Source organism: Bacillus sp. FSL R9-9497 (assembly GCF_038005805.1).
Lineage (GTDB): Bacteria > Bacillota > Bacilli > Bacillales > Bacillaceae_G > Bacillus_A > Bacillus_A cereus.
Window position 1 is genome coordinate 3,765,970 of the sequence record NZ_JBBOTY010000001.1, and the last position, 12,591, is coordinate 3,778,560.

The window sequence follows — 12,591 nt, forward strand, 5'->3', positions numbered from 1 at the left end:
TTACATCTTTATTTTAAAAAAGGGAACACAATGTGTTCCCTAATCTGTATTAGTTGCTACCTTTTACTTGGTTCATTACTTCTTCAGCAAAGTTGTCTTCGCGTTTTTCGATACCTTCACCAACAGCGTAGCGAACGAATCCTTTTAATGTTCCGCCTTTAGACTCAACGAACTGACGAACTTTCATATCAGGGTTTTTAACGAATGCTTGGTCAAGTAAGCAAATCTCTTCGAAGAATTTGCCTAAACGGCCTTCAACCATTTTTGCAACGATTTTCTCAGGCTTGCCTTCGTTTAATGCTTGTTGTGTTAATACTTGACGCTCATGCTCAACTTCTTCAGCTGTTACAGCATCGCGGTCGATGTATTTAGGGTTAACTGCAGCGATGTGCATTGCAACATCTTTAGCAGCAGCTTCATCAGTAGAACCTTCAAGAACTGTTAATACACCAATGCGTCCACCCATGTGTAGGTAAGCGCCGAATGCATCTGCATCAGTTTTTGATACGATTTCGAAACGACGAAGTGTAAGTTTTTCACCAATTTTAGCGATTGCTTCGTTGATGTGCTCTTCAACTTTTTTACCGTTTTCCATTGTTTGAGCCATAGCTTCTTCAACGTTAGCTGGTTTGTTAGTTAATAAGTGAGCAGCTAATTCTTTAATTAGTGTTTGGAAACCTTCGTTTTTCGCAACGAAATCAGTTTCAGAGTTTAATTCTAAGATTAAAGCGTCGTTACCGTTTGTTTCGATGAAAGTTAAACCTTCAGCAGCAATGCGGTCAGCTTTTTTAGCAGCTTTCGCAATACCTTTTTCACGTAAGAAGTCAATTGCCTTCTCCATGTCGCCGTTAGTTTCTGTTAAAGCTTTTTTGCAGTCCATCATACCTGCGCCAGTTTTTTCACGTAATTCTTTTACCATTTGAGCAGTGATTGCCATACTTTTCATCCTCCTAAAATATGTATTTATACCTTTTATAAAGGTGTTTATACCTTAAAAAAGGTGATAAAAGGCCGAACCCCTTATCACCTTTCCAACTTTGTTACGCAGTAACAGTTTCTTCACCTTGTTTTGCTTCAAGGATCGCGTCTGCCATTTTAGATGTAAGAAGTTTTACAGCACGAATTGCATCATCGTTTGCTGGGATAACGTGATCGATTTCGTCTGGATCACAGTTTGTATCAACGATACCGATGATTGGAATGTGTAATTTGCGTGCTTCAGCAACTGCAATACGCTCTTTACGAGGGTCTACTACGAATAATGCACTTGGAAGACCTTTCATATCTTTAATACCGCCTAAGAATTTCTCAAGACGCTCTAACTCTTTTTTAAGTTGAACAACTTCTTTCTTAGGAAGTACTTCGAAAGTACCATCTTCTTGCATTCTTTCGATGTCTTTAAGACGCTTGATACGCTTTTGGATTGTTTGGAAGTTTGTTAAAGTTCCGCCTAACCAACGTTGGTTAACGAAGTACATACCAGCACGAGTTGCTTCTTCTTTAATAGCTTCTTGTGCTTGTTTTTTAGTACCTACGAATAAGATGTCTCCGCCTTCAGCAGCGATGTCGCGCATCGTTCTGTAAGCTTCCTCAACTTTTTTCACAGTTTTTTGTAAGTCGATGATGTAGATACCGTTACGCTCTGTGAAAATGTAACGCTTCATTTTTGGGTTCCAACGACGAGTTTGATGTCCGAAATGAACACCAGCTTCAAGCAATTGCTTCATAGAAATTACTGACATAATATAGTTCCTCCTAAATGGTTTTTGATATCCTCCGTTTACTTCATCTCTAAGCGAAACTACAAACGTAGCACCAACACTTAAATCAGTAAACGTGTGTACTTTGTACTGACACCACTGCTTACTATATCATACTGAAATATTACAATCAAGTCGAAAATGCGAACAATGTAAAACTTTCTTTGTTCATACTCGAATTCTAGTATTACCAACCTTCATTTCTTTTAAGCAAAAAAATAAATACAATTAATAGTTTTCTCAGAAAACACGCTTATGACACTTTTCACAAGCACCATCTATCCATTGCACATAAAAAACTCTCCTCGATTGAGGAGAGTTTTTTACAAATTAGTTTGTTTTTAATTTAGCAAGTTCCTGTAGAAACTTGTCGTTTAGCACTTTAATGTATGTTCCTTTCATACCTAAAGAACGAGACTCAATAACACCAGCACTTTCTAATTTACGTAGTGCATTTACGATTACAGAACGAGTAATTCCTACGCGATCAGCAATTTTACTTGCAACAAGTAAACCTTCTGTTCCATTTAATTCTTCGAAGATGTGCTCAATCGCTTCTAACTCACTGTAAGATAATGAGCTGATCGCCATTTGAACAACAGCTTTACTACGTGCTTCCTCTTCGATTTCTTCTGCTTTTTCACGTAAGATTTCCATACCTACAACAGTTGAGCTGTACTCAGCAAGGATTAAATCATCATCTAAGAACTCTTGACCAAGACGAGCTAATACTAATGTCCCTAGACGCTCACCGCCACCAACGATTGGTACGATTGTAGTTAAACCTTGACCAAATAATTCTCTGTTTTCTACTGGGAATGCTGTGTAAGCACTGTTCACATCTAAGTTTGAAGATGTTTCTGTAATGTTGAATAAGCTTTGTGTATATTCTTCTGGGAATTGACGTTCTGCAAGCATTTGCTTCATGCGTTCGTTTTCGATTTGTTGGTGAATTGCATAACCTAGTAATTTACCACGACGGCTAACTACGAATACGTTTGCTTCGATTACTTCACACATTGTGTCAGACATTTCTCTAAAGTTTACAGGCTTCCCTGCTGCGCTCTGTAATAACGCATTTAATTTTCTCGTTTTTGCTAATAATTCCATTTCAAAAGTTCCTCCTACATGTTACTCACATATTTTTTCATCACTTGGAAACTAGGGCGAGTCACCTGATGACACTATTACAAAATAAACTGGCTCACATCTTTATTTTTAGCAATTGTTGCTAATTTCTCCTCAACGTATTGAGGTGTTATCGTTATTTTCTCTAACGTAATTTCAGATGCTTCAAACGATAAATCTTCAAGGAGCTTCTCCATAATTGTATGAAGTCTTCTTGCTCCAATATTATCTGTATCCTGATTAACTTGATAAGCAATCTCAGCAATCTTACGAATAGCTTCGTCTGAAAATTCAATTTCTATACCTTCAGTCGCTAATAATGCCATATATTGTTTAATTAACGCATTGTCAGGCTCGATTAGTATTTTAACAAAATCGTCTGTCGATAATTTTGTTAATTCTACTCGAATCGGAAATCTCCCTTGCAATTCCGGAATTAAATCCGACGGTTTAGACATATGGAACGCTCCAGCTGCAACGAATAAAATATAATCCGTTTTTACTGATCCGTATTTTGTCGCAACATTCGACCCTTCTACAATCGGCAAAATGTCACGTTGCACACCTTCACGTGATACATCTACGCTATTCGACTGCTTACCAGCAATTTTGTCAATTTCATCGATAAAAATAATCCCGAGCTGTTCAGCACGATAAACAGCCTCTTGTGTAACTTCATCCATATCAATTAAGCGCTGTGCCTCTTCATTTGTCAAGAGTTTTCTTGCTTCTTTTACAGAAAGTTTACGTTTTTTCGTTTTTTTCGGCATAAAACTTCCTAGCGCATCTTGGAAATTCATTCCCATTTGCTCCATGCCAGTTCCTTGTAACATATCAAACATGGAAGACTGTTGTTCAGTCACTTCAATCGATACAATTTCGTCTTCAAGAAGCCCTGCAGCAAGCTTTCTCTCCACATCATGACGCTTCTTTTCGATTTCAACATCTTCTTGTGTATCAGACGTTTGATTCGAATTTTGAGTACCTCCAAAAAGCATCTCTAATGGATTTTTGAATCCAGATTGTTTCTCTGGACTCGGTACTAAAATTTCAACAAGACGTTGATTCGCTTGCTCTTCGGCTTTATCTTGAACTTTCACTACCATTTCTTCTTTTACGATACGAACCGATGTTTCCACCAGGTCACGTACCATTGACTCTACATCTCTACCCACATATCCAACTTCTGTGAATTTTGTAGCCTCAACCTTAATAAAAGGTGCTCCAACGAGTTTCGCCATTCGTCGTGCTACCTCTGTTTTCCCAACACCTGTCGGTCCAATCATTAAGATATTTTTAGGTGCAATTTCGTCACGTAAATTTTCAGCTAATTTACTGCGACGATATCGATTTCTCAACGCTACAGCAACCGCTTTCTTTGCGTCTTTTTGACCGATGATGTATTGATCTAATTTTTCCACAATTTGGCGCGGAGTAAAATGTAAATGCATATAAAATGCCTCCCTTACGATTCTACAATTCTTCAACAATTATGTTGTGATTCGTATAAACACAAATATCGCCAGCAATCTCTAAACTCGCTTTCGCAATTTGCTTCGCTGTTAAGTGTTCACTTGCATATTGCTTTAAAGCACGACCTGCAGAAAGTGCATAATTCCCACCAGATCCAATTGCTAAAATACCATCATCCGGTTCAATCACTTCTCCTGTACCTGAAACAAGGAGCATAGTTGTTTTATCCATGACAATGAGCATTGCTTCTAGCTGACGTAACATTTTATCGCCACGCCATTGTTTAGCCATTTCAACAGCAGCACGCTGCAAGTTGCCATTATACTCTTCTAATTTCCCTTCAAACATTTCAAAAAGAGTAAATGCGTCAGCAACTGATCCTGCGAAACCAGCTAAAACTTTACCTTGGAAAAGTTTACGAACTTTACGAGCTGTATGTTTCATTACAACAGCATTTCCCATTGTCACTTGGCCATCTCCAGCCATTGCACATTCTCCATTATGATGAACTGCAAATATCGTTGTAGCGTGGAAATTTCCCATAGAAAAAACTCCTTTATTTGTTTTTATAGCTTTTAAAGCAATTTATGCCCGCGGGTGATGCTTCATGTAAACAGAACGCAATCTTTCTTTAGAGACATGCGTATAAATTTGTGTCGTCGACAAATTTTCATGGCCTAATAACTCCTGTACAGTACGTAAATCCGCCCCTTCATCTAGCATATGTGTAGCAAATGTATGCCTTAACATATGGGGACTTATCCGCATTGTCAGCGAAGCCTTTTTAATGAGTTCATTTAAAACATAACGAACTCCACGACTTGTTAGCGGTTTACCTTTCGCATTTAAAAATACCATATGAGAGTCTTCGTCAGTCTTATTAACTAACTGTTTTCTCCCATTCTCTATATAAGTAATTAAAGAATCTTGCGCATAGCTTCCGAACGGAATATACCTTTGTTTTTTTCCTTTTCCCATTACTAAAATTGTTCCCACCGCAAAGTCAATATCGGTAAGTTGTAAATTGACACATTCACTCACACGGATCCCAGTCGCATACATCAACTCTAACAAAGCTTGATTCCTTTGACCTAATGGTGTTTCCGTGTCAGAAACTTCAAATAATTCCTCTAACTCTTCAGCATATAAAAACTTTGGGATTGACAATTCTTTTTTGGGGAGTGACGCAAGTGCAAACGGATTATCCTTTCGATAACCTTCACGCATCAAAAAACGATATAAACTTCGTAAGCTTGATACTTTTCTTGCGACAGATTTACGGGCTAACTTCTCATCGTGCAACGTCGTTAAGTACAAACGAACATCCGCGTATGTAACGTCTAAAAAAGAGGATATGCCTTCTCGTTCCATAAATTGCACAAAATGTTCTAAATCATTTTGATAACTTGCAATTGTATATTTTGAATAATTTCTTTCAATTTGTAAATATCCAACGAATAATTGTAACAATTTCTTCACATTCACACAACTCACCTCAATAAAGGCTACTAAATCGTATCACAACTTAGTAGCCTTTGCAAGAAATTTAACTAAATATTTACAAAATTTCGAATCGTTTCTAAAGCGCGTGCTGCGTACGCTTCATTTCGTTCTGCTTTCTTTTTAATCTTCTTCTCTAACGGTGCAAATAGACCGAAGTTCGCATTCATCGGTTGGAAGTTTTTAGCGTTCGTTGCCGTAATGTAATTTGCCATGCTACCCATCGCAGTTACTGGCGGTAATACAACTGGCTCTTCACCTTGCACAAGACGCGCAGCATTAATTCCTGCTAATAATCCTGATGCTGCTGATTCAACATATCCCTCTACTCCAGTCATTTGACCAGCGAAGAATAAATCATCCCGTTGTTTATATTGATATGTTGGACGAAGCAAATTAGGTGAATTAATAAACGTATTACGATGCATTACACCATAACGTACAATCTCTGCATTTTCCAATCCTGGAATTAACTGTAGCACTTCTTTTTGCGGTCCCCACTTTAAATGTGTTTGGAAACCTACGATATTGTATAAAGTTCCCGCTGCATCATCTTGACGTAACTGAACAACAGCATATGGCGTTTTCCCTGTTTTTGGATCTTCCAATCCAACAGGTTTCATAGGTCCAAATACTAACGTCTGTCTCCCTCTACTTGCCATAACCTCTACTGGCATACAACCTTCAAAGAAAATTTCTTTTTCAAACTCTTTTAAAGGCACTGTCTCAGCAGCAATTAGAGCCTCATAAAAACGATCAAACTCTTCTTCTGTCATTGGGCAATTTAAATATGCAGCTTCACCTTTGTCATAACGCGATTTTAAATATACTTTATTCATGTCAATGCTGTCTTTTTCTACGATTGGGGCTGCAGCATCATAGAAGTAGAAATAATCTTCTCCTGTTAATTCTTTCAATTTTGCAGAAAGATCAGGAGATGTTAATGGACCTGTAGCAATAATTGTCGGTCCCTCTGGAATATCTGTAATTTCTTCATTCATTACAGTTACATTTGGATGGTTCTTTACGTATTCTGTTACTTTAGCTGCGAACTCATGACGGTCTACAGCTAAAGCGCCTCCAGCTGGTACAGAGCACTCATCCGCCGCACGAATAATTACAGAATCCATTAAGCGCATTTCCTCTTTAATAACTCCAACCGCATTTGTTAAAGTGTTTGCACGAAGTGAGTTACTACATACTAATTCAGCGAATTTATCTGTGTGATGAGCTGGCGTTTGCCTTACCGGTCTCATTTCATATAATCTAACTTGGACACCACGTTTTGCAATTTGGTAAGCTGCTTCACTTCCTGCAAGACCTGCGCCAATGACGTTTACTACTTGTGTTGTCATTTATATCACCTTTCCTTTTCTTCCCGAAAAAAATGTGAGCAGTTACGCTCACATTTGTTGTTCTTCTTCATAATCGCACGAAATACATTGTACTTGCACGCCTTTTTTCAACTTTTTCTCTACAAGCATGCCTTCGCACTTCGGACACTTACGACCAATTGGCTTATCCCAAGATACAAAGTCGCATTCCGGATACGTACCGCACCCATAGAAAAGACGTTTCTTTTTATTACTACGGCGTTCAATAATTTGACCCTTATCACACTTTGGACAAGTAACACCGATTTCTTTCACAATCGGCTTTGTATTACGACAATCTGGGAAATTCGAGCAAGCCATAAATTTCCCGTATTTACCCATTTTAAAGACCATTGGGTGATTACATAGTTCACAATCTTCCCCAGCTGGTTCATCTTTAATTTCCACTTCACGCATTTCTTTTTCCGCTTTTTCTAAACGCGGTTCAAAACCTACGTAGAAATCATCAACAATTTTTACCCAATTCGCATTTCCTTCTTCTACTTCATCAAGGCTTTGCTCCATATTGGCAGTAAATTCAATGTTAATAATTTCTGGGAAAAACTCTAAAATAAGTTCAATTACTATTTCACCAAGTTCAGTCGGAACGAAGCGTTTATTATCCAAGCCTACATACCCACGCTTTTGAATCGTTTCAAGTGTAGGTACATATGTCGACGGTCTTCCAATTCCAAGTTCTTCAAGTGTTCTTACTAGGCGAGCCTCTGTATAGCGCGGAGGAGGTTGTGTAAAATGTTGCTTTGGTTCTAAATCCTTTGAAAATACAGTTTCCCCTACTTCTAAAGGCGGCAACATCTTATCCTTTTCTTCAGCACCATCATCTTTTGACTCTACATACACTTTCATAAATCCTGGGAACTTTACAACCGATCCACTTGCACGGAACTGAACATTGTTATTAATGAGTCTCGCTGTCACAGTATCCATTATAGCAGACGCCATTTGACTTGCAACAAATCGCTCCCAAATCAATTTATATAATCGAAGTTGATCACGACCTAAGAAACTTTTTAGTTCCTCTGGCTTTCTCATTACCGAAGTAGGACGAATTGCCTCATGCGCATCTTGTGCATTTGACTTTTTCGTTTCTTTCTTCTTTTCTGTTCCTATGTATTCCGTACCATACGCTTCAGTGATGTAAGTACGAGCCTCTGTTTGAGCTGTTTCTGAGATACGTGTTGAATCAGTTCTCATATACGTAATAAGACCTACAGTTCCTTGTTTTCCAAGATCTATCCCTTCATACAATTGCTGTGCAAGCATCATTGTTTTCTTTGCTCGCATGTTTAACTTACGGGCTGCTTCTTGTTGCAAGGAAGATGTTGTAAACGGTAATGCAGGGTTACGTTTTCGCTCTTTGCGCGTTACATTTTCAACTGAAAACGCATTCTCTTTCATCTGTTCAATTATTTCATTCACTTGCGTTTCATTTGTTAATTGAACTTTTTCACCATCTACACCGTAAAAGCTTGCTTCAAATGTGTCTTTTCCTTTTACAAATTCTGTTTTAATTGTCCAGAATTCTTCAGGTTCAAAGTTTTGAATTTCCCTTTCACGCTCGATGATTAAACGAACTGCTACAGATTGTACACGTCCTGCACTTAATCCTTTTTTTACTTTCTTCCATAATAAAGGACTAATATTGTAACCAACAAGACGATCAAGTATACGTCTTGCTTGTTGTGCATCCACTAAATCCATATTGATTGCACGAGGATGTTTAAATGATTCTTTGATTGCATCTTTCGTAATCTCATTAAACACAACCCGACAATCTGATTCAACGTCCACATTTAACGTATTCGCTAAATGCCAAGCAATCGCTTCCCCTTCACGGTCTGGATCGGCCGCGAGATAGACTTTCTTTGCTTTTTTGGCCGCTGATTTTAAATCTTTTAAGACGGGACCTTTACCACGAATGGTAATATACTTCGGGGTGAAGTTGTTCTTTACTTCTATCCCCATTTGACTTTTTGGCAAATCGCGAACATGTCCCATAGACGCGACAACTTTGTATTTTTTCCCTAAATATTTCTCAATGGTCTTCGCCTTAGAAGGCGACTCCACGATTACGAGGTAATCTGACATGCTAGTGCCTCCTTAAGAGGTGGATTCAAGTCTTCATTAATCTTATTGATTTCTCTTGTTTTTGTCAATCAAGAATGAATATACCATACAGTGCCAATCTACCATTTGTCAATAATTGTTTAATAAAAACATAAAAATATAAGGTTAATTTAAAATCTCTTCCAAGATATCTTCTGCATTTCTTACTAGTTTTGCTCCTTGCTGAATAAGATGATTCGTTCCCGATGCCCCCTCTATAAATATAGGTCCAGGAAGCGCAAATACCTCTCTACTTTGCTCTAACGCAAGGTCCGCAGTAATAAGTGTTCCACTTCTCGATTTCGCTTCTACAACTAAAACACCTTTACTTATACCACTAATAATCCGGTTTCTTTTTGGAAAATACCATTTTTTCGGTGCATAGTGCGGCGGATACTCTGTCAATAACAATATATATTCCTTCCACATTTCATATAAAGGTCTATTTTCTTTCGGATACATAAAAGACAATCCATGCCCTAATATCGCAATAGTCGGGCAATGATGCCTTACTGTAATCTCATGAGACATTGTATCTATCCCTTTTGCAAACCCACTGACAATAAGCCACTCTCTTTCTAATAAAGGGTGTAAAATAAACTTCAAACTCTCATGACCATATAATGATGGTTCTCTCGTTCCAACAACTGCTAATTTATTTACTTTATTCAGGAAATCTTTCTCTCCTTTTCCATATAAAACGAAGGGAGGATCTTGTATTTCACGTAATAATTGCGGATAATTTTCATCCCATATCGTTATATAAAAAATACGATTTTTCTCTAAATAAGATATATATTGCGGAAGATTTGAACTTTGAAGAAATTTTACTAGTTCTGAAGATTTTTTCGAGGATATTCCAGTGTAGTGTTCCATTTGTTTTTCGTTAAAATTATATATGTTCTCTAATTCTGGATCGACATATAGTAGCCTCTCCATCGCTTTCCAATAATCTGCTAGCAAGTAATGAAGATGTAATAATCTCTCTCTTTTCATCTTGATTCTCCTTACCCATAATTTTTATTATGTAAACAGAAAAAGTCTAAAAAGACACCCTCAAGTAAGAAGGTGTCTTTCAACAGATTAATAGTTTTTACAAGTCTCAAATAAACCTTTTTCTTTTAAAACAGAGATTAGCGTTTCTCCCATAACTGCTGGAGTTTCAGCTACTTTAATGCCACAAGCTTCCATTGTTTTAATCTTTTCAGCAGCAGTTCCTTTACCGCCAGAAATGATTGCACCAGCATGGCCCATACGTTTGCCAGCAGGCGCTGTTTGACCACCAATGAAGCCTACAACAGGTTTTGTCATATTAGCTTTTACCCATTCAGCTGCCTCTTCTTCTGCTGTACCGCCGATTTCACCAATCATAATTACAGCATGTGTTTCTTCATCTTCATTAAATGCTTTTAAAGCATCAATAAAGTCTGTACCGTTAACAGGGTCTCCGCCGATACCTACAGCAGTAGATTGGCCAATACCTTCTTGTGTTAACTGATGTACAGCTTCATACGTTAATGTACCAGAGCGAGATACGATACCAACATGACCTTTTTTATGAATATATCCTGGCATAATACCAATCTTACATTCATCCGGTGTGATTACACCTGGGCAGTTTGGTCCAAGTAAACGTGTATGTTTACCCGCCATATATCTCTTTACGTTTACCATATCTAATACAGGAATCCCTTCAGTAATACATACTACTAAATCAATTTCTGCATCAACAGCTTCCATAATTGCATCTGCCGCAAAAGCGGGTGGAACGTATACAACTGAAGCGTTTGCCCCTGTTGCTTTCACTGCATCTTCTACTGTATCAAATACTGGTACACCTTCAATATCAGTGCCGCCCTTACCTGGTGTTACACCACCGACAATTTTCGTACCGTATTCAATCATTTGTTTTGTATGGAATAAACCTTGAGAACCTGTAATACCTTGAACAATAACTTTTGTATCTTTATTAACTAATACGCTCATTTTTCTCCCCCGCTTTCTATTAGCCCACTAGTGAAACAATTTTTTGTGCACCGTCTGCCATAGATTCTGCTGCAACAATATTTAAGCCAGACTCATTTAAAATTTTCTTACCTAGTTCTACGTTTGTACCTTCAAGACGTACAACTAAAGGTAACTCAAGACCTACTTGTTTCGTTGCTTCAATAACACCTTCTGCAATAACATCACACTTCATAATGCCACCAAAAATGTTAACGAAGATACCTTTTACATTTTTGTCAGAAAGGATAATTTTGAATGCTTCTGTAACTTTTTCTGCAGTTGCACCGCCACCAACATCTAAGAAGTTAGCTGGGTCACCGTGGTAATGTTTAATGATATCCATTGTAGCCATCGCTAAACCTGCACCATTAACCATACAACCGATATTTCCATCTAAAGGAATGTAGTTTAAGTCGTATTTTGAAGCTTCAATTTCTTTTGAATCCTCTTCATCAAGATCACGAAGCTCTAAAATGTCTTTATGGCGATATAATGCATTAGAATCAAAGTTTAATTTTGCATCTAATGCCATAACTTTACCTTCACCTGTTGTAACAAGTGGGTTAATCTCAGCGATAGAGCAATCTTTTTCGATAAACGCACGGTATAAGCCCATCATAAACTTCACAGCTTGTCCTACAAGCTCTTTTGGAATATTGATGTTAAATGCGATTCGGCGCGCTTGGAAACCTTGTAAGCCTACTGCTGGATCAATATATTCTTTAAAGATTTTTTCAGGTGTTTTTTCTGCTACTTCTTCAATTTCTGTTCCGCCTTCTTCAGACGCCATTAAAACAACTTGAGAAGTTGCACGATCTAAAACTAGACCTACATAATATTCTTTTTTAATATCGCAACCTTCTTCGATAAGTAAGCGTTTTACTTCCTTACCTTCAGGACCTGTTTGATGTGTCACAAGTGTAGTTCCTAAAATGCTTTCTGCATATGTACGAACTTCATCTAAATTTTTTGCAACTTTTACTCCGCCAGCTTTGCCGCGTCCACCAGCGTGAATTTGTGCTTTCACTACACATACATCTGTTCCTAATTCTTTCGCCGCTTCTACAGCTTCTTCTACTGTAAATGCAACCTTCCCGTTCGGAACGCTAACCCCATAGCTTCTAAGGACTGCCTTACCTTGGTACTCATGGATATTCATGGTCCCATCCTCCCCTGTTTTCCTGTTTTACTCGAAAAGTTTTTTAATGTTTAAAAAACATTAC

Annotated in this window: 11 protein-coding genes; all 11 read right to left on the reverse strand. The window is 37.9% G+C overall.

Annotated features, from left to right (window positions below):
* Positions 1-49 precede the first annotated feature (49 nt).
* Positions 50-937 (reverse strand): translation elongation factor Ts, encoded by an 888-nt coding sequence (gene tsf, locus MKY21_RS19270; RefSeq protein ID WP_001018578.1) that lies wholly within the window; start codon positions 935-937, stop codon positions 50-52.
* Between the two features lie 103 nt (positions 938-1,040).
* Positions 1,041-1,742 (reverse strand): 30S ribosomal protein S2, encoded by a 702-nt coding sequence (gene rpsB, locus MKY21_RS19275; RefSeq protein ID WP_000111485.1) that lies wholly within the window; start codon positions 1,740-1,742, stop codon positions 1,041-1,043.
* A gap of 348 nt (positions 1,743-2,090) precedes the next feature.
* Positions 2,091-2,870 carry a GTP-sensing pleiotropic transcriptional regulator CodY gene (codY, locus tag MKY21_RS19280; protein ID WP_000421290.1) on the reverse strand — a complete coding sequence of 260 codons (780 nt, stop codon included), beginning with the start codon at positions 2,868-2,870 and terminating at the stop codon, positions 2,091-2,093.
* 77 nt (positions 2,871-2,947) lie between these two features.
* A complete protein-coding gene (hslU, locus tag MKY21_RS19285) occupies positions 2,948-4,339 on the reverse strand; it encodes an ATP-dependent protease ATPase subunit HslU (RefSeq protein WP_016118541.1) in 1,392 nt (463 codons plus the stop codon).
* Positions 4,340-4,361: 22 nt separating this feature from the next.
* Positions 4,362-4,904 (reverse strand): ATP-dependent protease proteolytic subunit HslV, encoded by a 543-nt coding sequence (gene hslV / locus MKY21_RS19290; RefSeq protein WP_000526272.1) that lies wholly within the window; start codon positions 4,902-4,904, stop codon positions 4,362-4,364.
* A 42-nt stretch (positions 4,905-4,946) separates the two neighbouring features.
* Positions 4,947-5,846, reverse strand: a complete 900-nt coding sequence (gene xerC, locus MKY21_RS19295; protein ID WP_001101241.1) for a tyrosine recombinase XerC — start codon at positions 5,844-5,846, stop codon at positions 4,947-4,949.
* A gap of 65 nt (positions 5,847-5,911) precedes the next feature.
* Positions 5,912-7,216, reverse strand: a complete 1,305-nt coding sequence (gene trmFO / locus MKY21_RS19300; protein ID WP_000213002.1) for an FADH(2)-oxidizing methylenetetrahydrofolate--tRNA-(uracil(54)-C(5))-methyltransferase TrmFO — start codon at positions 7,214-7,216, stop codon at positions 5,912-5,914.
* Between the two features lie 48 nt (positions 7,217-7,264).
* Entirely contained in the window at positions 7,265-9,343 is a 2,079-nt protein-coding gene (gene topA, locus MKY21_RS19305) for a type I DNA topoisomerase (protein ID WP_001286964.1), read from the reverse strand.
* Between the two features lie 144 nt (positions 9,344-9,487).
* Positions 9,488-10,357, reverse strand: coding sequence for a DNA-processing protein DprA (gene dprA, locus MKY21_RS19310; RefSeq protein ID WP_000818039.1), 870 nt, complete (start codon positions 10,355-10,357; stop codon positions 9,488-9,490).
* An 87-nt stretch (positions 10,358-10,444) separates the two neighbouring features.
* The gene (sucD, locus tag MKY21_RS19315) at positions 10,445-11,347 is read right to left on the reverse strand and encodes a succinate--CoA ligase subunit alpha (protein WP_000115178.1); all 903 of its coding nucleotides are present in this window, start codon (positions 11,345-11,347) and stop codon (positions 10,445-10,447) included.
* Between the two features lie 19 nt (positions 11,348-11,366).
* Positions 11,367-12,527: an ADP-forming succinate--CoA ligase subunit beta gene (gene sucC, locus MKY21_RS19320; RefSeq protein WP_001020791.1), complete on the reverse strand. Its 1,161-nt coding sequence runs from the start codon at positions 12,525-12,527 to the stop codon at positions 11,367-11,369.
* Positions 12,528-12,591: the final 64 nt, after the last annotated feature.